The 23335-nt window shown below is 72.3% G+C and carries 19 protein-coding genes and 1 pseudogene; 12 read left to right on the plus strand and 8 right to left on the minus strand.

What is annotated here, in order from left to right:
• Nucleotides 1-45 precede the first annotated feature (45 nt).
• From OG272_RS03950 to OG272_RS03965, 4 genes and pseudogenes are all read left to right on the plus strand, one after another.
• A pseudogene (locus OG272_RS03950) lies at nucleotides 46-456 on the plus strand (ABC transporter ATP-binding protein); the annotation flags it as partial.
• On the plus strand, nucleotides 453-2765 hold the full coding sequence (locus OG272_RS03955; RefSeq protein ID WP_405892561.1) for an ABC transporter permease: 2313 nt from the start codon (nucleotides 453-455) through the stop codon (nucleotides 2763-2765). The pseudogene OG272_RS03950 and the gene OG272_RS03955, both read left to right, overlap by 4 nt.
• A 330-nt stretch (nucleotides 2766-3095) precedes the next feature.
• Entirely contained in the window at nucleotides 3096-3239 is a 144-nt protein-coding gene (locus OG272_RS03960) for a hypothetical protein (protein ID WP_327731176.1), read from the plus strand.
• Between the two features lie 52 nt (nucleotides 3240-3291).
• On the plus strand, nucleotides 3292-4146 hold the full coding sequence (locus OG272_RS03965; protein WP_327731175.1) for an SDR family oxidoreductase: 855 nt from the start codon (nucleotides 3292-3294) through the stop codon (nucleotides 4144-4146).
• A 255-nt stretch (nucleotides 4147-4401) separates the two neighbouring features.
• Here the strand turns inward: OG272_RS03965 and OG272_RS03970 are convergent, their stop codons facing one another.
• Together OG272_RS03970 and OG272_RS03975 are read right to left on the minus strand one after the other, a co-directional pair.
• On the minus strand, nucleotides 4402-4980 hold the full coding sequence (locus tag OG272_RS03970) for a TetR/AcrR family transcriptional regulator (protein ID WP_405892563.1): 579 nt from the start codon (nucleotides 4978-4980) through the stop codon (nucleotides 4402-4404).
• Between the two features lie 227 nt (nucleotides 4981-5207).
• Nucleotides 5208-6866: a DNA alkylation response protein gene (locus OG272_RS03975; RefSeq protein ID WP_327731173.1), complete on the minus strand. Its 1659-nt coding sequence runs from the start codon at nucleotides 6864-6866 to the stop codon at nucleotides 5208-5210.
• Between the two features lie 75 nt (nucleotides 6867-6941).
• On the opposite strand from OG272_RS03975, the gene OG272_RS03980 reads away from it, so the two are divergent.
• Together OG272_RS03980 and OG272_RS03985 are read left to right on the plus strand one after the other, a co-directional pair.
• Nucleotides 6942-7904, plus strand: a complete 963-nt coding sequence (locus tag OG272_RS03980) for a PaaX family transcriptional regulator C-terminal domain-containing protein (RefSeq protein ID WP_327731172.1) — start codon at nucleotides 6942-6944, stop codon at nucleotides 7902-7904.
• Nucleotides 7905-8091: 187 nt separating this feature from the next.
• Nucleotides 8092-9297: a hypothetical protein gene (locus OG272_RS03985; protein WP_327731171.1), complete on the plus strand. Its 1206-nt coding sequence runs from the start codon at nucleotides 8092-8094 to the stop codon at nucleotides 9295-9297.
• A gap of 89 nt (nucleotides 9298-9386) precedes the next feature.
• On the opposite strand, the gene OG272_RS03990 is transcribed toward OG272_RS03985, so the two are convergent.
• Nucleotides 9387-9860 carry an NUDIX hydrolase gene (locus OG272_RS03990; protein ID WP_405892565.1) on the minus strand — a complete coding sequence of 158 codons (474 nt, stop codon included), beginning with the start codon at nucleotides 9858-9860 and terminating at the stop codon, nucleotides 9387-9389.
• Nucleotides 9861-9927: 67 nt separating this feature from the next.
• Entirely contained in the window at nucleotides 9928-11544 is a 1617-nt protein-coding gene (gene lnt, locus OG272_RS03995) for an apolipoprotein N-acyltransferase (protein ID WP_326584948.1), read from the minus strand.
• 283 nt (nucleotides 11545-11827) lie between these two features.
• Here lnt and OG272_RS04000 point away from each other — a divergent pair, with 283 nt between their 5' ends.
• Nucleotides 11828-12817: an O-antigen ligase family protein gene (locus OG272_RS04000; RefSeq protein WP_405892567.1), complete on the plus strand. Its 990-nt coding sequence runs from the start codon at nucleotides 11828-11830 to the stop codon at nucleotides 12815-12817.
• A 99-nt stretch (nucleotides 12818-12916) separates the two neighbouring features.
• Here OG272_RS04000 and OG272_RS04005 read toward each other — a convergent pair whose 3' ends face one another.
• The 3 genes from OG272_RS04005 to OG272_RS04015 form a co-directional block, all read right to left on the minus strand.
• Nucleotides 12917-14194, minus strand: a complete 1278-nt coding sequence (locus OG272_RS04005) for an IS701 family transposase (RefSeq protein WP_327728809.1) — start codon at nucleotides 14192-14194, stop codon at nucleotides 12917-12919.
• Between the two features lie 113 nt (nucleotides 14195-14307).
• A complete protein-coding gene (locus OG272_RS04010) occupies nucleotides 14308-14865 on the minus strand; it encodes a hypothetical protein (RefSeq protein WP_327731168.1) in 558 nt (185 codons plus the stop codon).
• Nucleotides 14866-14915: 50 nt separating this feature from the next.
• A complete protein-coding gene (locus tag OG272_RS04015; RefSeq protein ID WP_326584945.1) occupies nucleotides 14916-15722 on the minus strand; it encodes an aspartate/glutamate racemase family protein in 807 nt (268 codons plus the stop codon).
• Nucleotides 15723-15779: 57 nt separating this feature from the next.
• Between OG272_RS04015 and OG272_RS04020 the strand changes: the two genes are divergently transcribed.
• Nucleotides 15780-16955, plus strand: coding sequence for a glycosyltransferase (locus OG272_RS04020; protein ID WP_327731167.1), 1176 nt, complete (start codon nucleotides 15780-15782; stop codon nucleotides 16953-16955).
• A gap of 37 nt (nucleotides 16956-16992) precedes the next feature.
• On the opposite strand, the gene OG272_RS04025 is transcribed toward OG272_RS04020, so the two are convergent.
• Nucleotides 16993-18285: a TerD family protein gene (locus OG272_RS04025; RefSeq protein WP_327731166.1), complete on the minus strand. Its 1293-nt coding sequence runs from the start codon at nucleotides 18283-18285 to the stop codon at nucleotides 16993-16995.
• 315 nt (nucleotides 18286-18600) lie between these two features.
• On the opposite strand from OG272_RS04025, the gene OG272_RS04030 reads away from it, so the two are divergent.
• The 4 genes from OG272_RS04030 (at nucleotide 18601) to OG272_RS04045 (ending at nucleotide 23326) form a co-directional block, all read left to right on the plus strand.
• Nucleotides 18601-19038 carry a DUF6643 family protein gene (locus OG272_RS04030; RefSeq protein ID WP_326584942.1) on the plus strand — a complete coding sequence of 146 codons (438 nt, stop codon included), beginning with the start codon at nucleotides 18601-18603 and terminating at the stop codon, nucleotides 19036-19038.
• Nucleotides 19039-19092: 54 nt separating this feature from the next.
• On the plus strand, nucleotides 19093-19917 hold the full coding sequence (locus OG272_RS04035) for an MOSC N-terminal beta barrel domain-containing protein (RefSeq protein WP_327731165.1): 825 nt from the start codon (nucleotides 19093-19095) through the stop codon (nucleotides 19915-19917).
• Between the two features lie 241 nt (nucleotides 19918-20158).
• Nucleotides 20159-20782 (plus strand): hypothetical protein, encoded by a 624-nt coding sequence (locus OG272_RS04040; RefSeq protein ID WP_327731164.1) that lies wholly within the window; start codon nucleotides 20159-20161, stop codon nucleotides 20780-20782.
• A gap of 111 nt (nucleotides 20783-20893) precedes the next feature.
• Complete coding sequence (locus tag OG272_RS04045) at nucleotides 20894-23326, plus strand: right-handed parallel beta-helix repeat-containing protein (RefSeq protein ID WP_327732344.1); 2433 nt, start codon at nucleotides 20894-20896, stop codon at nucleotides 23324-23326.
• Nucleotides 23327-23335 lie beyond the last annotated feature (9 nt).

Consider the following 23335-nt stretch of genomic DNA (forward strand, 5'->3'; position numbering starts at 1 on the left):
GCTCCGCATCGGCCCAGGGATGCGGGCCCCTGCATCTCCGGGATGCTCATCGACGACCTGTCGGCGCTCGACAACGTGGCGCTGGCCGCCCAGTTGACCGGCACCCCGTCCCGGCAGGCCCGCCGCCGCGGGCTGGAACTGTTCGACGAGCTCGGCATCGCCGACCGGCGCAACGCCTACCCGGCGGTCCTCAGCGGCGGCGAGCGACAACGCGTCGCCGTGGCACGGGCGTTGATGAACCGGCCGGCCCTGCTGCTGGCCGACGAGCCGACCGGCGCGCTGGACAGCCGGTCCGGAGAACAGGTGATGGACCTGCTGCTCGACCTCAACCAGATCGGCCAGACGCTGATCCTGGTGACCCACGACGAGCATCTGGCCCGCCGCTGTGCCAGCCGTCTGGTCGAGTTCGCCGACGGCCGGGTGACCGGCGAGCACACCCTGGAGCCGTCCGCATGAGGGCGGTGTGGCGCGCCGCGCGCGCGGCGGTACGGCGGCGCAGGCTGCAGACGCTGGTCATCGGTCTGGTCACGCTGACCTCGACGGCGGCGATCGTGGTGGCGCTCGGTCTGGTCGACGCGGCCTCGTCCCCGTTCGACAAGGCCTTCGGCGAGCAGCGCGGCCCGCATGTCATCGCCGCGTTCGATCCCGCGAAGGTCTCGGACGGCCGACTGACGCGGGCGGCCCGGCAGTCCGGTGTGGCGGCGACCGCCGGTCCCTTCGCCCAGGCCACCGTGGAGCTGCCGAGGGAGGCCATGGACTTCGGCCTCGGCGGCGAGCTCACCGTCGTGGGCCGGTCCGAACCCGGCGGCCCGGTGGACCGGTTGGACGTGTGGGCGGGCCGTTGGGCCACCGGGCCGGGCGAGGTCGTCCTCAACCGGCCGTCGGACCGGACGGCGGACGACCTGGGCAAGAAGCTCCGGGTGCCCTCGGGTCCGGCCCTCACCGTCGTCGGCTTCGTCTTCGACCTGAGCCGGACCGCCGACGCCTGGGTGGCACCCGGGCAGATCGCAGCCCTGAACCCCACCGCCACCCAGATGCTGTTCCGCTTCACGGACGCCTCGTCGGAGAACCGGCTCCGCACGCACCTCGCCACGGTCACCGAGGAGTTGCCGAAGAACGCGCTGACCGGCTCACGGTCGTACCTCACCCTCAGGGAGCAGATAGGCAGTTCGGCGCGGGCGTACGCCCCCTATCTGCTGGCCTTCGGCGTCCTCGGCATCGTGGTGGCCGTGCTCATCGTCGCCAATGTGGTGAGCGGCGCGGTGATCTCCGGCTTCCGGCACATCGGCATCCTCAAGGCACTGGGGTTCACGCCGGGACAGGTGGTGGCCGTCTACCTCGTGATGATCTCCGTCCCCGCGGTGCTCGGCTGCGCGCTCGGGACCGTCGCGGGCAATCTGGCGGCACGGCCCCTGCTCCGGTTCGCGTTCACGGGACCGGACGCGGGGGTCTTCCACAGCAGTGTCTCGCTCGCTCCCTGGGTGAACGTGCTCGCTCTGACCGGCATGCCCACCGTGTGCCTCCTCGCCGCGCTCGCGCCCTCGGTGCGCGCCCACCGGTTGTCCGCCGCGCGGGCGATCAGCGCGGGCAGCGCGCCGCGCGCCGGTCGGGCGCTCGGCGTCCAGCGCCGGCTGGCGGCCAGCCGACTGCCGCGCTCGGTAAGCCTGGGTCTGGGGCTGCCGTTCGCCCGCCCCGGCCGCAGTGCCCTCACACTCGCCGCCGTGGTCCTCGGTGTGACCACCGTGACGTTCGCGACCGGCCTGGCCACAACGATGGACCGGCTCGGCAACGCGGGCCGCGACGCCTACCAAGTCACCGTCTACGTGGGCAGGTACGACAACGGCAAGGAGAGGAAGCCGGACCACGACGACCTCGAACTGCACTCCCTGCTGCGCTCACTGCCCGACGCGCGCGAGGTCACCGCCAGGGCGAACACGGAAGCCCGCCTGGCGGGTTCCGCGGAGAAGCTGATGCTCGAAGCCCGCCGAGGCGACCGGTCACAGCTGGACAGCGTGCTCACCGAGGGCCGGTGGATCCGGGGCACCGGTGAGGTCGTGGCCGGATCGGCCTTCCTGCGCCGGAACGGGCTGCGCGTCGGCGACCACCTCCGGGTGGAGAAGGGCGATCGCGGTGCGAACGTGGTCGTCGTCGGGGAGTTCATGGAGACCAACGCCCGTGTCGTCGTGGTCGACTGGTCGACCATGGGGTCCGTGGCCCCGCGGGAGAAGCCCATCGCCTACCACGTCAAGCTCCGTGACGGCGCCGACCAGAACGCCTACGCGCGGGCGGCCGGTGCGGCCGACCCGGGGCTCAGCCCGTCGCCGACCGGCGCCAACTCCGTCACCGGGACCATCATCGGCTCGGCCACCGCACTCACCTTCCTGCTCGCCGTGGTCGCGTCCCTCGGCGTGTTCAACACGGCCGTCCTCAACACCCGCGACCGCCGCCGCGACCTGGGCATGCTCAAGTCGATCGGCATGACACCACGCCAGGTCACGGTGATGACGGTGGCCTCGATGGCACTGCTCGGCGCCCTCGGCTCGCTCCTCGGCATCCCGCTCGGCATGGCGGGCCATCAGCTGGTCGTACCGCGCATGGCGGACGCGGTCGACATCACCCTGCCCTCGTACATGACGGACGTCTGGCACGCCCCGGCCCTGGCCGGCCTCGCCCTCGCGGGCCTCGTCATCGCCGTCCTGGGCGCGTACGTCCCGGCACGCCGCGCGGCGCGGCTCACGATCGCGGAGGTGCTGCACAACGAGTGAGGCGGCACCTCATCGGGTGAGAGAGCCGCCTGGAAGCATCCAGGGCGACGGCGCCTGTCGGATTCCGGCCCTCACCCGGTCCCGATCAGACCCGCGCCCCGGCGGCTCTCCACCCCGGGTCGAGGGGGAACCCGCCTGCGGTGCCCCGTGGCCCGTGCCCCGTGCCCCGCGCCCCCGTCCAGGATCGAAAGGATCTCGGCAGATGACGGTCCAGAACGACGCCGCGCACGACCGGCTGATCCACCGGCGCGGCGACGCGCCCGGCACCGCCCGTCAGCTCGTCCTGGAGACCGGCGCCGGTTTCCATACCCCGGCGTGATCAGGTGGCCCATGGAGAACGCCGTGCGGTACACCGCCGGGGTGCATCCGGTGCGGGTCAGTCCCGACCACCCGGAGGCCCCCGCCGACCTCGGGGACCCGGTCCTGGCCGTACCGTTCGGGGCGGACCTGCTTCTGGGCACGCTCGCCACGTGAGGACGCGCGGTCGTGCCCGGAGTACATCGACCCCTCAGGACGTGATGCACCCATGACAGAACTCTCGGAAGCGACGATCGCGGTCACCGGAGCCACGGGACACCTCGGCGGGCGTGTTGCCCGCCTCCTGGCCGAGCGGGGCGAAGCGCAGCGGCTGCTGGTGCGCAGCCCCGAGCGGGCACCGAAGCTGCCCGGCGCGACGGTGCTCCCCGGCGGTTTCGGCGACCGTGACGCCGTCGTACGCTGCCTCACCGGTGCGCGGACCGTGTTCATGGTGTCTGCCTCCGAGAGCGCCGACCGGGTCGACCAGCACAAGGCCTTCGTCGACGCGGCCGTGGAGGCGGGCGTCGGGCACCTGGTGTACGTGTCCTTCTTCGGTGCCGCGCCCGAGGCCGCCTTCACCCTCGCGCGCGACCACTTCCACACCGAGGAGCGCATCCGGGCGAGCGGCCTGGACCACACCTTCCTGCGCGACAACCTCTACGCGGAGGTCATTCCCCACCTGGCCGGAGAGGACGGCGTCATCCGTGGTCCCGCCGGGCAGGGGCGGGCCGCCTTCGTCTCCCGGGACGACATCGCCGACGCCGCGGTGACGGTCCTGACCCGGCCCGCCGACCACGCCGGTATGACCTACGACCTGACCGGCCCCGAGTCGCTCACGCTGGACGAGGCGGCGGCGATCCTCTCCGAGCACCTCGGGAGCCCCGTCCGCTACCACCCCGAGACGATCGAGGAGGCGTACGCCTCCCGTGCCTCCTACGGCGCCCCGCCCTGGCAAGTGGACGCCTGGGTCTCCACCTACACGGCCATCGCGACCGGCGAAATGGACGGCGTCAGCAGCGCCGTCCCCGATCTCACCGGCCACCCCGCCCGCTCCCTCGCCGACGTCCTCCGTACCCTCCCCTGACGATGTGACGGACCCGGCCCCCGGACCCCAGCCCCCGGACGAAGGACGACGGACGACGGACGACGGACGACGGCTCGACCTGACACGAGGCCCGGCCTTCGGCGTCGCCGCCGGCAACCTGATCGGTAGGGGGATGCTGCCGCCGGACTTCACCGAGGGCTCGCCGCGTCCCTCTCCGCCGCGGCGGCATCCCGCCGTACGTCGTCCGCCGCGCCCGAGCCGGTCCTGAAGCGGCACGAACGCCGCGCGACGACCTCACGTCCGTCCGGGGGCTCCCGTGCGCAGGCCGCGCATGACGAGGTCGAAGAGGCGGGCGGCTCGGGGTCGCCAGTCACCCTGGGGGTCCAGCTGCCAGATGCCGGCGATGGCGAGGACGAAGTCGTCGGCGGTCACGCCCGGGCGGATGGTGCCGGCTTCACGGTTGGCCTCAAGCAGGAGTTCGACCGCGGCGACCAGGAGCGGGTAGCCGGGTTTCGCCGGGCCTCCCGCCGCGGCCGTGGCCCGGCGCAGCGCGTCCGCCAGACCGGCCTTGGCCGTGGCGTAGCGGGCGAGGCCGTCCATCCATTCCCGCAGGGCCTGGTCGGGCTCCCGGGTGCGCAGCAACTCGGCGGCGCTGTCGACGAGTTGCCGCACCTCCTGGCGGTGCACCTCCAGGACGAGGGCCTCACGGTTGGGGAAGTTGCGGTAGAAGGTGGCCTGCCCGACTCCCGCCTTCCTGGCGATCGTGCTGAGCGGGACGTCGGCGCAACGCGACAGTTCGGTCAGCGCCACCTCCAGGATGCGCTCACGATTCCGCTGCGCGTCGGACCGCTGGGCCGCCTGACTCGTCGACACCACTCGCCCTCCCCTCGCACTGACGCACACCTGTCTACTTAGGCATACCTTACCGCGAGCCGCGACCAGCGCGGACGCGCTCTCACGGTGCGCACCGCTGCGAGAACCGTCGTCACGTGAGAACCATCGTCACGTGAGAACCGTCGCCATGGTGATCGATCTGGCGTGACGGAGAGGGACCGGAATCACGAGGTCCACCTACGGCACCCGGGGCGACGGCCGTCGGATCAGCCGGCCGGCAGGGCTCGGCGCAGGATGCCGTCCAGGTCGGCGGAGCCGGGGAGGGTGCCGAAGGCGTGCCCCCAGTCGCCGTCGAGCCGGGTCGCGCAGAAGGCGTCGGCGATCGCGGCCGGAGCGTGCCGGACCAGCAGGGAGGCCTGCAAGGTCAGGGCCATACGCTCCACCAGGCGCCGGGCACCGGTCTCGTCGGCCTCGCGCACCGCGTCCTTCAGCCGGGCGGCGGCCGCGTCGAGCCGGGCGTCCGCACCCCGGGCCAGGGCGAGTTCGGCGAACAATGCCTCCGCCGTCCCCGGGCTCCGGGTCAACGCCCGCAGCACGTCGAGGGCGTTGACGTTGCCCGAACCCTCCCAGATCGACAGCAGGGGCGCCTCACGGTAGTGGCGGGGCATGCCCGAGTCCTCGACGTAGCCGTTGCCGCCCAGGCACTCCAGGGCCTCCGCGGTGAAGGCCGGGCCGCGCTTGGTCACCCAGTACTTGCCGACGGCGGTGGCGATGCGGCGGAACATCCGCTCACCCTCGTCCCCGCGCACCGACCGGTCGGCGGCGCCGGCCAGGCGCAGGGTGAGGGTGGTGGCCGCCTCGGACTCCAGCGCGAGATCGGCCAGGACGTTACGCATCAGGGGCTGGTCGAGCAGCCGCGCGCCGAAGGCGCTGCGGTGCCGTGCGTGGTGCCCCGCCTCGACGAGTGTCTTGCGCATCAGCGTCGCCGAGCCCATCACACAGTCGAGGCGCGTGCAGTTGACCATCTCGATGATGGTCTTCACGCCCTGCCCCTCGGGCCCGACCCGCCAGGCGACGGTGCCGTCGAACTCCGGCTCCGAGGAGGCGTTGGAGCGGTTGCCCAGCTTGTCCTTGAGCCGCTGGATGCGGAAGGTGTTGCGGCTGCCGTCGGGCAGGACGCGCGGCACCAGGAAGCAGGTCAGCCCGCCCGGCGCCTGGGCCAGCACCAGGAACAGGTCGCACATCGGCGCCGACGTGAACCACTTGTGCCCGCGCAGGGTGTACACACCGGGCTCTGAACTGGGCGTCGCCGTCGTGGTGTTCGCGCGTACGTCGCTGCCGCCCTGCTTCTCGGTCATGCCCATCCCGGCGAGCAGACCACGCTTGTCGGTGGGCACCCGCAGGACCGGGTCGTACTCCCGGCCGGTCAGCAGCGGTTCGTACACGGCGGCCAGCTCCGGCTGCCGGCGCAACGCGGGCACGACGGCGTACGTCATCGAGGTCGGGCAGGTGTGCCCGGCCTCCGTGTGGCCCCACACCAGGGCGCCCGCGATACGCGCGACATGGGCGCCGGGCCGGCCGTCCGCCCAGGCCGCGCCCGCCAGGCCCTCGCCCACCGCGGTCCGCATCAGGTGGTGCCAGCCGGGGTGGAAGTCGACCTCGTCGACGCGGTTTCCGTAGCGGTCATGGGTGCGCAGCTCCGGCTCGTACCGGTTGGCCTGCTCGGCCCACTCCTGCGCCTCGACGCCACCGGCGACGAGCCCGAGCCGCCGCACGTCCTTCTCGGCCCACTCCGCGCCCTCCCTGCGCAGCCCCTCCAGCAGGGCCACGTCCTCGGAGGCGTCGTACGGAGCGAGGGGCGGGGGCTGGTTGGTGACGTCGTGGGTGGCGTACTGCGGCTGCGTGTGCGCGAGTATCGAGACCATGAGGCGAGTATTGCATTATTTCTGCAACCGTAGCCATGACGTAACAGTGATCGGGCGCCCGTAAGGTACCGGGTCATGCAGACGAACGTGTCCGGGCGGCCCACCGAGCTGGAACTGCGACCGCTGTCCGCGCGGTCGGTCGTCCTGAGCCTGCTGCTGGGCATGGATCCGCCCGAACTGCCCGTGAAGGATCTGGTGCGCCACGTGGAGGCGTTCGGGGTCGCCGGGTCCACGCTGCGGGCCGCACTCAGCCGGATGGTGTCGGCCGGGGACCTGCGACGCGCCAACGCTGTCTACGGTCTCAGCGACCGGCTCCTCGACCGCCGGCGCCGCCAGGACGAGTCGGTGCACCCCGAGACCCGCCCGTGGCACGGCGACTGGGAGATGGTCGTCGTCACCGCGACCGGCCGGGCGCCCGCCGAACGCGCCGACCTGCGCGCCCGCCTGTCGGCCCTCCGGCTCGCCGAACTGCGGGAAGGCGTCTGGCTCCGCCCGGCCAACCTGCACCGCACCCGGCCACCGGGCCTCGGCCCGACGGTCCAGTACTTCACGGGCCACCCGGACCAGCCCGCCGGTGGCATGGCCACCCGGGGCCGGGTCGGCGAGGGCCTTGAAACCGGGGACCTGGAAACCGAGAACTCGGCGGCTGAGGGCCCGGCCGCCGGGAGCTCGGGCACAAAGGGCCTGCGCACAGGGGACTTGACGCCCGAGGACCCGACCCCCGCGGACCACACCGCGAAGGACCCGGCCGCCGGAGGATCAGCGGCCGCCCACTCGGCCGCCAGGGACCTGGCGACGAGCCTGTGGCCGCTGGACGCCTGGGCCGCCACCGCCGAGACGCTGCTCGCCCACATCGAGCGGACCCGAGAGCCCGCCGACCGCTTCACGGCCCTCGCGGCCGCCGTACGGCACCTGCTGGCCGACCCCGTCCTGCCCCCCGAGCTCCTCCCGGAGGGCTGGCCGGGGCCCGAGCTGCGGGCCACATACACGGCGTACCGGAGGGAGCTGGTCGAGACGGTGCTGGGGCGCACGGACTGAGAGCCGCGCGGCGCGCCTGCTTCCCTGCGCCGCGTCGACCCCGACCCCGACCCCGACCCCGACCCCGACCCCGACCCCGCGACGGAGCGTGCGAGCCGCACCCCGTGATCCCCATGTGATCAGCGCGACGTAGTCTCCCCTCGCCCGGGAACTCAGCCGGGTACGCGGTCAACCGGGGGGATGACACATGACATACAGGCGTGCGGCGATACCGGCCGTGGCCGGAGGGCTGCTGCTCCTCGCGCTGTTGTGGTGGGCGGGGGCGAGCGAGAGCGCGCTGCGGCTGCGGGGGGCCACGGACGTGCTGGGCGCCCAGGCCGCCGCCGATCTCGAACGCTGGCTCGCCCCGTGGTCGTACGACCCGCCGGCCTCGTCACAGCTCGGCGACGCGGCGGTGTCGGGCGGGGGCGGGGACCCGTTACAGAGCGACGGCTCCCGTTATCTCTCGCTGTACTCGACCGCGCTCCAGATCCGGTTCGCCGCCGTCTTCGCCTTCTTCGTGCCCGGGGCGCTGCTCCTGGTCCGCAGGCTGCCGCCGGTGCGCGGCCGGCTGACGGCGGCGCTGCTCGCGGTGTGGGCCTGGGGCATGGTGGCGGGAACCCTCGCGGTCACCGTCTCCGCGCCGTGGCTGATCGCCTCGCAGGGACACGGCAGTTACCGCTTCCTGCCCCAACTCGCGGACGTGATCTCGTCCGGGCGGCAGGTCCTGGTGGCGACGGCGCTGGTCGCCGCCGTGGTGACGGTGCTGGTGGCGCGGGTCACCGCCAAGGGTGCCGGCCCACTGCCGCAGGAGGTCGTCCCGGCACGCGCCGCCCGACTGGCCGCGACCGCCGCAACCGTGGTCGTCGCCGTGTCTCTCGTCGTCCTCTCCCACCAGTCGGTCGCGGCCTCCCTCCAGACGGCCTTCTCCGGCGCCGGACTGCTCTCCGAACCGGGCGACCTCCTGCGCCAGTGGCTGCTGCTCGGCGCCTGGACGGGCCCGGCGGGCACACCGCTCGGCGACTGGCTGCTGTACCGCGCCGCCGACGTCCTGCTGCTCGCGGTGGTCTGGTGGGCCCTGCGCCTGCTGCCCGGCCTGCTCACCCGGGCCACCGTCCCCGCGCTGGCGGTCGGCGCGGTCTGTGCGACCGTCCTGGGCCTGCTGGCGAGCCAGTTCCTGCGGATGCTGGTGGAGGGGACGCAGATGCGCTGGGACCTGTACGTGACCGCCGGCTTCGGCGGCGGCGTCACGGCGGCCCTCACGTGGGGCCTGCCGGCCGGGATCGCCGCCGCCGTGACGCTCCGGCTGACCGTGGCCCGCACGGACACCACAGACGCCGCGGACCACACGGACTCTTCGGATGCCAGGGGCACCGGGAAGACCAACGACCCCACGGCCTCCACCCAGCCGTAGCGGTGACGCGCCCGGGGAAGCGCCTCGCCCGGGCAGGCGTCAGCGGACCATGAGGCCTCCGCCGAAGGACCGGCTCCCGTGGTTCCGTCTCAGACCACGGGGTCGAACCACGTGACCGTGCCGGACATCGTCTGCTTGATGCGGAACAGAGCGAACTCGCTCAGATCCGGCAGGGCGTCCAGCGAGAACCAGCCGACGTCCAGCGACTCGTCGTCGTTGACCCGCGCCTCCCCGCCGACGGCCCGGCAGTGGAACGTGGTGTCCATGTACTGGCAGACGTCCCCGTTGTCGTACCGCACCGGGTCCGACGCCTGGACGAGGACGATCCGCTCGGCCACGCACCGGACCGCCGTCTCCTCGTAGACCTCCCGCACGGCACAGGTCGCCGGCTGCTCCCCCGGGTCCGGGATGCCGCCGATGAGCGACCACTTGCCGTTGTCGGACCGGCGGTTGAGCAGCACTCTGCCCTCGTCGTCGAAGACGAGGGCGGTGACTCCGGGGAGCCAGAGCAGCTGGTGGCCGGCGGAAGCACGGAGTGTGCGGATGAAATCAGGGGTAGCCATGGAGCCGACCCTAACGGGCCGGTTCCGTCACCCCCGCCGTTCCGGGACGCGCACGCGAGGCGTACGGCTACACGCCACCGGCGCGCCTCCCGCGCACACCGGCCCCGATCGCCCAGCCGAGCCCACCGGCCGCGACCAGCACCAGCAGCATCTCGGGCGCGATGCCGAGCCTGGTGGCGGGTGTCTCCGAGGAGCGCAACGGCACCTTCTGGACCAGGGAGTCCGGGACGAACATGCCCGTCCGCTGTGTGATCCTCCCGTCCGGCATGATGATCGCGCTGACGCCGCTGGTCACCGGCACGGTGACGGTGCGGCTGTGCTCGACGGCGCGGACCCGGGACATGGCGAGCTGCTGGTAGGTCATCTCGCTGCGGTCGAAGGTCGCGTTGTTGCTCGGCACCGAGATCAGCTGCGCGCCGTCGGTGACCTCGGAGCGCACGGCCCAGTCGAAGGCCGCCTCGTAGCAGGTGACAAGACCGATCTTGGCGCCGTCCATGGTGAACACGCCCGGCTCGGAGCCCCGGCTGAAGTCCTGGCGGACCATGGACGTCCACTCACTGTTGATGGCGCCGATGAGCGACCGCAGGGGCAGATACTCGCCGAACGGCTGGATCTGCCGCTTGTCGTAGGTGTCGACGGGGCCCTTCTCCGGGTCCCACAGGATCTGCTCGTTGTAGAGCTTGCCGTCCCGCTCGACGACACCGCCCACGGAGATGGGGGCGCCGATGGCGGTGGCCGCTTCGTCGATCACCGCGCGGGCGTCGGAGTTGGCGAAGGGGTCGATGTCGGAGGAGTTCTCCGGCCAGAGCACGAAGTCGGGCTGTGCGACCTTGCCGGCCTTGACCTCGGCGGCCAGCCGCTCGGTCTCCTTGGCGTGGTAGTCGAGCACGGCCCGCCGCTGGGAGTTGAAGTCCAGTCCCAGGCGCGGGACGTTGCCCTGGATGACCGCCACGGTCGCGGTGCCGTCCTCGGCCTTGTCGCTCACCAGGGCACGGGACGCGAGGGCGCCCACCAGGGGGACGGTCACGGACAGCGCCGCCACGACGGCGGTGCCCCGGCGCACGGCCTCACCGGTGCGCCGGTTCTCGACGACCAGCCGTACCAGTTCGTACAGGCCGAAGCCGCAGAGGACGACCGCGAAGCCGAGCACCGGGGTGCCGCCGAGCGCGGCCAGCGGCAGGAAGGCACCGTCCGCCTGGCCGAAGGCGATCTTGCCCCAGGGGAAGCCGTTGAACGGGGCACGCGCGCGTGCCGCCTCACCGGCGATCCACAACGCGGCGGCCCACACCGGCCAGCCCGGCAGCTTCGACACGACGGCGACGCCGGCGCCGACGAGCGCCACGAACACCGCCTCGATCACGACGAGCGCGAGCCACGGACCGGGACCGACCTCCACGCCGGTCCACACCAGCAGTGGCAGCAGGAACCCGAGGCCGAAGAGGTAGCCGAGACCGAGCCCCGCCTTCCAGCCGCGCCCCCGCAGCACCCAGCCGAAGACCGCGAAGGCCGGCAGGGCCAGCCACCACAGGGTCCGGGGCGGGAAGCTGACGTAGAGCAGCACCCCGGAGAGCGCCGCGGCGGCGGCCGGAAGGAGCCGGCTGACCCATCGGGAGGCCCGGGACACGGGCGCGGCCTGGGGTTCGAGCTGTTCCGGCTCGTCTACGGGAGTGGTGGTGACGGTCACTCGGGGAGTGTACGGCGCGTCGCCCCGCCGCCGACAGCGCGGCCCGTGCGTCCCTGGTGAGGCTTTTGTCGCACACCAGCCGTAACGTTCCTGCGCAACTCGTCCACAAACCGGCGCATCACCCGTTACGGTGTGCGCGAGCCTCTGACGTGCGGCCGGATGGGGTCCGGACGGTCGAGGCCCGTCACAGTCGGGGGGCTACGGGTTGAGGTCCACGGGGACGGAGTCCGCGGCCGGAGCGTCGGCCGCGCAGGAGAGACGGAACGTCTCCGATGTCACGGGTGTGCTCATGCTCGGGGTGTGCGCGGCCTGGTCGTTGATCACGGCGGCGGCGCGGGGCGGCCGCCCGGAGGGGGTGCTGCTGGCGGTGCTCGCGGTGGCGGCCGGTTATGCGGCGGGCCGGATCTGCGGGGCCCTGCTGCCGGTGGTGGCGCCGTCCGCAGGAGCGCTCGCCGGTCTCGGTCTGGCGGTCATCACCCCGCACACCACGGCGGGCTCACCGCTGATCTCGCCGTTCGGTCACACCGGCGCGACCGCCGCGCTGCTGGCCCTGTCCACCGGCGCCGCCTGCTGTGCCGCCTGGGCGGCCCGCTCCCCCGGACCGCGGCTGGCCCTGCGCCTGCTGGCCTGCGTGATCGCGGTGACGGCGGCCGCGCTCGGCTCGACCACCGGCTTCGCCGCGTGCGCCGGAGTGCTGCTGTGCTCGCTCGCGGCGGCCCGGATGCGCCCCCGGGGCCTGGGGCTCGCGGGGCTCGCGCTCGCCACGGCCCTGGTGACGGCGACGATCTGGGCGATCGCCGAGGACGTACTGCCGGCCGGGCTGACCGACTCGCTGGAGGGGCAGCTCACCCCGCACCGGGTCCTGCTGTGGCACGACGCGCTCGGTCTGGTCCACGACGAACCGCTGCTGGGCGCGGGCCCGGGCCGCTTCGGGGAACTCAGCCCGACGGTCGCCCAGGCGCTGTCGGCCGACGACAGGCCCCACTCGGCGCCGTTGCAGCTGGCGGCCGAGCAGGGGCTCGTCGGTGCCGCCCTGCTCGCCGCGGTGTTCGGCTGGGTCCTGTACGTCCTGTGGCGGAGCCCGCGCTCCACTCCGGTGGTCCTCACCGCGGGCGCCGCCCTGACCGCGCTGGCCGCGATCGCCGCGGTCGGCAACGCGCTCAGCTTCACGACGGTGACGGCGGGCGCGGGCCTGCTCGCGGGGATCGCGACGGCCCGACCCCTGACGGACGGGGAGGACGGAGTCGCGGCACAGGACCTCGACGACCGCTAGTAGGACTCCGTTAAGTTGCTCTGGCTCTTGGGTTCTGGCTGGTGGTGGATGTTCTGGGCAGGGGGCGGTGGCAGGTGGTGCAGGTGCCGGTCCAGCAGTTCAGCAGGTCCTGGATGGTGTCGAGGATCTGGTAGAGGGTGAGTCCGCTGTATCGGCTTTTGGGGCCAGGCGCTGTTCGGTGAGGAACGCGTGGGCGGCGGTGACCAGGGTGACGTGGTGGTGCCAGCCGGTCCAGGAACGTCCTTCGAAGTGGTCCAGGCCGAGGCCGTGTTTGAGTTCCCGGTAGTCGTGTTCTATGCGCCAGCGGATCTTGGCCAGGCGGACCAGTTCAGCGTGCGGGGTGTCGGCCGGCAGGTTCGACAGCCAGTAATCGGTGGGTGCTTCGGCGCCTTCGGGCCATTCGACCAGCAGCGTGACGTCGGGCAGGACACCGTCCCACAAACCCTCCTGCGCGGTGGCGGCGGCCTGGGCAAGGCGGCGGGACCGGACACCGGCCGGCCGCACGCGCAGCGCCAGAAAGCGCGAGCGCATCGGCCCGCGTGAGCCTTCACGCCAGGTCACCTCGGTGAAGGCCTGCCGCCCCTGGTCCGCCGCGAGCGCGGCCACCGGGGACGGCTTGTCGCGGTAGCGGGGCTGAGGCTTGCGGCCGTTGCCGGACCAGGGCGGGGCAGCGGGCACCGCATCGTGCGGGTGGACGGTCACGTCCGAGCGGATCGCCACCACGTAGCCGATGTTCCGACGTTCCAGCCCGTCGCGGAAGTCGGCGTTCTGCCCGTAGCCGGCGTCGGCCACCACCGCCGGCGGCACCAGCCCCCACCCGGCCAGCTCGTCGAAGACGTCCAGGGCCAGGCGCCACTTCTCCCGGTGCCCGACCTCCTCAGGAACCCCCGTCCTGCGTCGGCGGACCGGATCATCCGCCCACTCCCGGGGCACGAACAGGCGCCACTGCAGCGGACAGGACGCGGTGTCGGAGACCGCGTGCACGCTGACCGCGACCTGACAGTTGGCCTGCTTGCCCAAAGCCCCGCAGTACTGGTGAGCGACAGCGACCGACATCTTCCCGTCCTTGGGAAACGACACATCGTCGACCGCCCAGGCATCCGGGCCGATTCTCGGCACCATCCGTTCCGCGATCCGCCGCCGCACCGGCACGGGATCCCAGGTCGACTGGTTCACGAACTGCTGCAGGTTCTGCTCGTTGCCGTCCGGCAGCCGCGAGGCCATGGCCTGGATGGACTTGCGGCGACCGTCCACCATCAGTCCCCGCAGATAGCAGTCACTCTTGGCCCGCTGATCCTTGCGCGGCACCGACGCGAACACATCGGCCACGAACAACGCCAACTTCGCCCGGGCACGGTTCACTTCATGTGCATCCACACACCCACCATGCCCCCAAACAGCACCGCGAGACAGACCTAACGGAGTCCTACTAGAAGGCCCATGAAGATCTTGGGCCTTCTAGGGGAACGCGCCGGTCAGGACGGAGTGCGTCAGCGCGCGGCGCCGGACGCCTTCGGGGTCAGCCGGGCGCGGATGACACGCACGGCCGTCTCCGCGTTGTCCACGGTGATCGTGAACGTGTGGCCGTCCCACAGGCGCAGCACCACGGCCTCGCCACGGCGTACGACGACGGCGGTGCCCTTCTCGGGCCGCCAGCGGTAGCCCCAGCCGCCCCACTCGTGGGGGGTGACGCACGGGGCGAAGTCGGCGTCGGCGACCTGGGACAGGGGGATGCGGCGGCGCGGCACGCCGATGTGGCCGCAGCGGACTTCGAGGAAGTCCTCGTCGACCTTCACCGAGACGTGCACGAACGCGAGCGTGCCGAAGAGGACGAGCAGTCCGGCCGCGATGCAGCCGACGACGGCCATGATGAGCGGGGCGGCACCGGACGTCCACGCGGAGTCGACCGCGAGTTCGATGCCCAGTGCCATGCAGGCGGCACCGCCGACCGCCAGCAGCCATTGGCCGCGGTTGGTCGCGCGGCCGGTCCAGACCTCGGGGTGCGGGCTTTCGGAGGTGCCCGGCTCGCCGTGGGGGTGCTCCCTCATGGCTTTGAGACTACTCAGATTCCGTAGCGCGGGCACCTGGTCGCGGAACGTTACTGCTCCGTGCGGGCGGCCAGCGCCAGACTGGTGATCTGGAGCAGTTTGCCCTCCTCGTAGGCCAGGGCAGGGGCGGGCAGCGCGCCCTCGCGGCCACTGAGGAGGACGGTCAGCGTCGACTCGGTCCAGTCGGCCTCGGGCTTCGGCAGCTCCCCGATGCGGCGCAGCGCCTGGGCGGCCACGGCGCCGGCGGAGCCGTGCAGGACGAGGGGCGGGAGGCCGGGCTGCTGGACGGCCGCGCGGATGCGTTCGGCGACCAGTTCGTAATGGGTGCAGCCGAGGACGACGGTCGTCACGTCGTCGGGGGTGAGCGCGGCGGCCGCGGCGATCGCGGCGTCGATCGCCGCGTCGTCGGCGTGCTCCACCGCTTCGGCCAGTCCCCAGCAGGGCACCTCGGTGACCGCCACACCGTCGGCGAACTCCTCGATGAGGCCGCGCTGGTAGGGGCTGCCGGTGGTGGCGGGCGTCGCCCAGATGCTGAAGGGGCCGCCGCCGGACGCGGCCGGCTTGATCGCCGGGACCGTGCCGATGACGGGCAGCCCGGGTTCGAGGAGGGCGCGCAGGGCGGGCAGGGCGTGCACGGACGCGGTGTTGCAGCCGACGATCAGGGCGTCGGGCCGGTGCGCGGCCGCCGCCTCGGCGACGGCGAGGGCGCGCTCCGTCAGATCCTCCGGGGTGCGCGGGCCCCAGGGCATGCCGTCCGGGTCCGAGGAGATCACCAGATCCGCGTCGGGCCGCAGTCGCCGTACCGCGGCGGCGGCGGGGAGCAGACCGATACCGGAGTCCATGAGCGCGATCTTCACCCGGCCACGATAGACGATGGCCTCGGTAGGGCCGCTCCGGTGGGGCAGACTTCGGGCGTGAGCGCCATCGCGTGGACCGCCGCCGGATCACTCGCCGCCTGGCTGTGGCTGCTGCTGGGCCAGGGCTTCTTCTGGCGCACGGATGTGCGCCTGCCGCCCCGTCGGGATCCCGACGACTGGCCGTACGTCTGTGTCGTCGTCCCCGCCCGTGACGAGGCCGCCGTGCTGCCCGACAGCCTGCCGTCGCTGCTCGCCCAGGACTACCCCGGCCGGGCCGAGGTCTTCCTGGTCGACGACGGCAGCTCGGACGGCACCGGTGACCTGGCCCGTGAGCTGTCCCGACGCTTCGGCGGGCTGCCCCTGACCGTGTCCTCGCCCGGGGAGCCGCCCGCCGGCTGGACGGGCAAGCTCTGGGCCGTACGGCACGGAATCACGCTGGCACGCGCGCGTGGACCCGAGTTCCTGCTGCTGACGGACGCGGACATCGCGCATCGGTCGGACAGCCTGCGCTCCTTGGTGGCGGCCGCGCGCACCGGCGGGTTCGACCTCGTGTCGCAGATGGCCCGGCTGCGTGCCGAGAGCGTCTGGGAGAAGCTCGTCGTCCCCGCCTTCGTGTACTTCTTCGCCCAGCTGTATCCCTTCCGCCGGATCGGCGTACGGGGTTCGCGTACGGCGGCGGCCGCGGGTGGCTGTGTGCTGCTGAGCGCCGAGGCCGCCGAGCGGGCGCGTATCCCGGACGCGATCCGGCAGGCGGTCATCGACGACGTGGCCCTGGCCAGAGCGGTCAAGAGGAGCGGGGGCCACATCTGGCTCGGGCTGGCGGAGCGGGTGGACAGCGTGCGTCCCTACCCCCGGCTGCACGACCTGTGGCGCATGGTCTCGCGCAGCGCCTACGCCCAACTGCTGCACAACCCGCTGCTGCTCGCCGGCACGGTCCTCGGTCTCGCGCTGGTCTACCTCGTCCCGCCGGTCGCGTTCCTGACGGGTCCGGCCCTGGGGGACTGGCCGACAGCACTGCTCGGCGGGCTCGCCTGGCTGCTGATGACGGCGACGTACGTGCCGATGCTCCGCTATTACCGCCTGTCCCTCCGGCTCGCTCCGCTGCTGCCGTTCACCGCGTTCCTGTATCTGCTGATGACGGTCGACTCCGCGGTGCAGCACTACCGGGGGCGCGGTGCGGCCTGGAAGGGCCGCACCTACGCGCGCCCGCAATCGGTGCCGGAAGAGGGCTAGTCCCGCACCGGAGCTCCGCCCGTACGGAGGCGGCGGGCTATTTCCTGCCGGGGGTCCAGTTCATCCCCCACCCGTAGGCGTAGTCGACCGTGCGCTGCGGGCTCACGCCGCGGTCGGGGACGAGGTAGCGGGCCTCGCGCTGGACGATGAGGTCGCCGCCCTGGTTGGTGATGAGGGCGAGGGCACAGACGGTGGAGGGGACGGTGCACTCGTCGAGGGAGAAGTCGATGGCTGCGCCGTGCTGCGGCTGGAGGGTGACGGTGGCGTGCAGATCGGCGAAGGAGCGGGCGCCCTCGTAGATGGTGACGAAGATGAGGATGCGCCGGAAGGCGTTGATGTGGTCGAGGTTGACGGTGAGGTTCTCGCCACTGCTCACGGCGCCGGTGCGGTCGTCGCCGTCGAGGTGGATGAACGGCGGCTGGCGCAGCGACCCGAAGGCGTTGCCGAGCGACTGGACGACGCCCTTGCTGCCGTCGGCCAGTTCGAACAGCGCGCACAGGTCGAGGTCGAGGTCCGCGTGCATGGCGACGGCCCGGCCCAGCTTGCTGCCCCACCCCTTGAACTGCTTGCGCACCTCCCAGTTGAGGTTCACGCGCAGGGCGCCGGAGGTGCCACCCTGCTTGGTCAGGGAGACCGCCGGGGCCTCCTTGGTGAGCGTCACCTTGGTGAGGCGGACCGGGGTCGGGGGTGCCACGGGCGGGGTGGGCGGCGGGGGCGGGGCGGTCGTCACCGGGGGCGGCACGGTGACGGGAGGCGCGACGGGGGCGACGGGCGCCGGCGCGGGTGCGGCCGTCGTCGTGTGCTGCGGCTCGTCCACCGTGATGCCGAAGTCGGAGGCGAGACCCTCGAGCCCGCTGCTGTAGCCCTGGCCGACGGCGCGGAACTTCCAGGCGCCCTGTCGGCGGTAGAACTCCCCGAGGACGAAAGCGGTTTCGACGCCGGCGTCCGCGCTGTCGAAGCGCGCGACCTCGGTGCCCGCCCGCTCGTCGAGCACGCGGATGTACAGCCCGGGCACCTGACCGAAGGTGCCGCCGTCCGCCGACGCGACGAGCACCACGGTTTCGATGGCGGGCTCCACGCGGGCGAGGTCGACGACGAGCGAGTCGGTCACCTGGCCCCCGGCCTCGCGTTTGCCGTCGTGCCGGATCGCACCGGAGGAATGCGCGGGCTGGTTGTAGAAGACGAAGTCGGCGTCCGAGCGCACTTTCCCGCCGACGAGCAACAGCGCCGAGGCGTCCGTGTCGGGCACGCCCGGTCCGGAGCGCCAGCCCAGTTCCACGCGTAGCGCGGTCGTCGGCACCGCGGTGTTCGATCCTTTCGGCATTGACATGTCCGCCCCCATCAGAAGGTCACCCAGAAGATCGTCACCAGGCCGCGTCGCTTGCGGTCCGTCGGATCCGGCCGGATCCGCTGTCGGCCAAACCTATTCCCCCGGGGCCCGGAACCCCCAGAACCCGTACCGAAAGATCCTTGGCCAACCGCCGGTAACCCACTGGGAACTCTGCCTTTACACGATCAGAACGCACTTTGCCGCCCCTTTTCGCCGAGTTCGCTCGCATTGGGGATCCAGCGTCACTGCCGACACGGAAAACAACCCTCTTATCGGTCTCCCCAACCAGCACATCGTGGGCTTAACTTATGTGCCATGACCTCCCCCCGCTCCACCTACGGCGGCGGTTACTACTCCGCCTCGTCCTTCGCGGACACCCCGATCTACGACTCTCTCGTCGCCGAGCGGGGAACCCCTCAGATCGCCCCGATCCGGGTACCCGCCCAGTACGACACCCCGGGCAGCAATCTGCCCGCGCTACCGTCGGCGCTTCCCGCGCTGCCGGCGGGCCCCTCCCAGCCGTCCCCCGCCTACGGTTATCCGCAGGCCCAGCAGCCCTCGCCGCTCCAGCAGGCGCCGAACGCGTACATCCCGCAACAGGCCGCCGCGCCGCGCGGCTACCCGGGCGCACAGCCGCAGCAGCAGCGTCCGATGGCCGGCTACGAGGCCATGCGCCCGGCGGCTCCGCGCCCGGCCCAGGCGGCCCCGTACCAGCAGGACCCGTACAACGGTCAGCAGTACCGCGGGTACTGAGGCACTTGGAATATTTCGTGTGGGGTTGTCACGGCCTGCTGGCAGGATGACCCCATGGGGAATCCGTCGCTGCACTCGATCCATGTCCACCCGCTCAAGGCGGCCCGGGGCTTCGCCCCCGACGAGGCCGTCGTGGAGCCCTGGGGACTGGCGGGCGACCGCCGTTGGGTGCTGGTCGACGACTCGGGCAAGGTCATCACTCAACGTCCGCATCCGCGTATGGCGTTGGCCGCCGCCGGGCTGAAGCCCGACGGCGGTCTCTTGCTGTCCGCGTCCGGCCGTACGCCGCTCACCGTCCCCGTGCCCGAACCGGACGGCACGGTCACCGTGGAGATCTGGCGGGACAAGGTGGAGGGGGTCCCCGCCGACGCCGCGGCGCACGCCTGGTTCAGCGACTACCTGGGCGTCCCCGTGCGGCTCGTGCACCTCGACGACCCGGCGACCCGCCGCCCGATCGACCCCGAGTACGCCCGCCCCGGCGAGACCGTCAGCTTCGCCGACGGCTACCCCCTGCTGCTCACCGCACTCTCCTCGCTGGACGCACTCAACTCCCTGGTCGCACAGGGCGACCACCCCGAAGAGGGCCCGCTCCCCATGAGCCGGTTCCGGCCGAACGTGGTGGTCGACGGCACGGACGCCTGGGCCGAGGACGACTGGCGGCGCGTCGCCATCGGCGAGGTCACCTTCCGGGTCGCCAAGATGTGCGGCCGGTGCGTGGTGACCACCACCGACCAGGACACCGCCGAGCGCGGCCGTGAGCCGCTGCGCACGCTTGCCCGCCACCGCCGCTTCGGCGACAAGCTCGTCTTCGGGCAGAACCTCGTTCCGGAATCCGGGGGCACGGTACGGATCGGCGATCCGGTCCGGGTGCTCGAATAGCGAGTTCGATCTCGATGAGATCTGGGCGTTCTCGCGGCAACCCCGGTGCCCCACTTGAAAATTCAATCTCCTACGATTCGGTTCGCGTGTAGGGAACACGCGCCCTGGGTCCGGCCGTTGAGTCTTCGTGAGAAGTTCATGAGAAGGCCGGTGGGAGGGTGATTTCCCTCTCTCTTGAACGGGACCGCACGTGGACGGCTCCGCCAGGGGTTATCACGGACGCGGAAGGGGGTGTGGGGCTGTGCGGGCAATCGGTGGGCTACGGGCGTTCGGCGGGCTGTGGCGCTGGCGGCACAATCCGCTGCGGCGGACGACCGATCTGGTCGAGGCCTGGCTGGCGTTCTCGGCCCTCGTGCTGATCCTCGTCGCCGCACCCCTGATCGGCGCCGTCGTCGGCACCACCGCCCAGGGCGCCCTGCAGCAGGCCGTGCGCGACCAGATGCAGACCCGCTACCGGGTGACGGCCACTGTCGTCAAGAAGGTCGACGGCTCCCCGCTGGACCCCGATCCCGAGACCGCCACGAACCGCGACCGGCAGAGCCGGGTCGTCGCCGACTGGACCGGCCCGGACGGCACCGACCGGCACGGCACGGTCATGGCGAACCTCAAGATCCCGAAGCCCGGCGACCACTTCACGCTGTGGACGGACCGGCAGGGCCGCATAGTGGGCCGCCCCCTGGACACCGCCACCGCGACGACCCACGCGGTGCTGGCCGGATTCGGCTCCACCGTGCTCGCCGCGGGGCTCGTCGAGGGCGGCAGACGACTGATCGTCTGGCGCATGATCCGCCGCCGGTACGCCCGTTGGGACCGGGCATGGGACAAGGCGGGGCCGGACTGGGGCAGGACGGGCACGGGCAGCTGACCGCCTTCCCACTCCGGTCAACTCCCCATGCCCGCGCACGCTACGGTGGACCGACCAGCCGAACTCTTCGGCATCGACCCGCGTTCCACGAGGTGGGGGCACAGCAACGCCATGGCACAGGGCACGGTCCAGGTGACGCACACCGGTACATCGCGGTGGCGGCGCCGCACGGGTGAGTACACATCGCTCGCCGCAGCCCTGGAGGCCGCGAGCGACGGCGATGTGCTCATCGTCGCCCCGGGCACGTACCGGGAGAACCTCGTCGTGCAGCGCGGGGTCACGCTGCGCGGCCCCGAGGGCTCGCCCGGCTCGGTCCGCATAGCGCCCGTGGACGGGGTGCCGCTGACCGTGTCCGCCTCGGCCGTGGTGCAGGACCTGCATGTCGAGGGCCAGGACGCGGCGGCGCCCGCGCTGCTCGTCGAGGACGGCACGCCCGAGCTCCTGGACCTGCGGATCGTCACCCGGTCCGCGGCCGGCATCGAGGTGCGCGGCGGCGCCCGCCCCACGGTGCGACGCTGCACGGTCGACAACCCGGCCGGGATCGGCATCGCCGTGGTCGACGGCGGCGGTGGCGTGTTCGAGGAGTGCGAGGTCGTCGCGGCCGGCCAGGCCGGTGTCGCGGTGCGTGGCGGCGGCCATCCGCGCCTGGAGCGGTGCCGCATCCACCACACCTCGGGCTCGGGCCTGACGGCGACCGGGGAGAACTCCGCGCTGGAAGCGGTCGGTTGCGAGGTCTACGAGGTCCGCGGCAGCGGAGTGCAGATCACCGGGCGGGCCACGGCCCATCTCACCGACTGCGATGTGCACCGTACGACGGCCGACGGGGTCACGCTCGACACGGACGCCGTACTCACCCTCGCGGACTGCCGTATCCACGACATCCCGGAGAACGCGGTGGACCTCCGCTCGCGCTCCGTCCTCACCCTGACCCGCACGACGGTACGGCAGTTCGGGCGCAACGGACTGTCGGTGTGGGACCCGGGCACCCGCGTGGACGCCAACCAGTGCGAGATCTTCGACAGCACCGGCGACTACCCGGCCGTCTGGGTCAGCGACGGCGCGACGGCGGTGCTGGAGTCCTGCCGGGTGCACGACGTGCCGGACGCGCTGTTCGTGCTGGACCGGGGCTCGCGCGTGGACGTCGTCGACAGCGACCTGTCGCAGGTGCGGAACACGGCCGTGTCGGTGAGCGACGGGGCGACCGCCCAGCTCGACGACTGCCGGATCCGGGACGCCGCCACGGGCGCCTGGTTCCGTGACCACGGCAGCGGCGGCACGCTCAACGGCTGCACCGTGGACGGCACCCAGACCGGCGTGATCGTCACCAAGGGCGCCGACCCGACCGTCGAGCGCTGCACGGTCACCTCGCCCGCCGAGGCCGGGTTCTATGTCTCCGCCGAAGGCCGCGGCAGTTTCCTCAACTGCCGGGTGACGGGGAGCGGTGGCTACGGCTTCCACATCATCGACGGCTGCCGGGCGACGCTGCGCAAGTGCCGTACGGAGCGTTGCGCGCGGGGTGGTTACGAGTTCGCGGACGGCGGCTCCGGCCCCGCGGGCGGTGGCCCGGTGGTCGAGGACTGCACCAGCGACGAGAGCGCGGGGGTACGGCCCCCGGCCGCGCCGGAGACCGCCACCCAGACCACGGTCCGGTCGCCCGGCCTGCTGGGCTCGATCCCGGCCCAGCGCACCACCGATCAGCCGCTTCCGGCCGCCGTGCAGCCCGAGACGCCGACGCGGGCCTCGAAGGCCGTGCTCGGTGAACTCGACGCGCTGGTCGGTCTGGACAGTGTCAAGCGTGAGGTCCGCGCCCTCACCGACATGATCGAGGTGGGCCGCCGCCGCCAGCAGGCCGGCCTCAAGGCGGCGTCGGTCAAACGGCACTTGGTGTTCACGGGCTCCCCCGGCACCGGCAAGACGACGGTCGCCCGCCTCTACGGCGAGATCCTGGCCTCGCTCGGTGTCCTGGAGAAGGGGCATCTCGTCGAGGTGTCCCGCGTGGACCTGGTCGGCGAGCACATCGGCTCCACGGCGATCCGCACCCAGGAGGCCTTCGAACGGGCCCGTGGCGGTGTGCTGTTCATCGACGAGGCGTACGCGCTGTCGCCGGAGGACTCGGGGAGGGACTTCGGCAAGGAGGCCATCGACACCCTGGTGAAGCTGATGGAGGACCACCGGGACGCGGTGGTGGTGATCGTCGCGGGCTACACGGCCGAGATGGAGCGCTTCCTCACCGTCAACCCCGGAGTGGCGTCCCGCTTCTCACGGACCATCACCTTCGACGACTACGTCCCCGACGAACTGCTGCGCATCGTGGAGCAGCAGGCCGAGGAGCACGAATACCGGCTGGCGGCGGGCGCGGGCGAGGCGCTGCTGAAGTACTTCACGGCGATCCCGAAGGGCCCGGCCTTCGGCAACGGCCGTACCGCGCGGCAGACGTTCGAGGCGATGGTCGAGCGGCACGCGAGCCGGGTGGCCCAGGTCGACGAACCGAGCACGGACGACCTGACGTTGCTCTACGCGGAGGACCTGCCGGAGCTGTCGTAGCGGACGTTC

Source organism: Streptomyces sp. NBC_00104, from assembly GCF_045160825.1.
Lineage (GTDB): Bacteria > Actinomycetota > Actinomycetes > Streptomycetales > Streptomycetaceae > Streptomyces.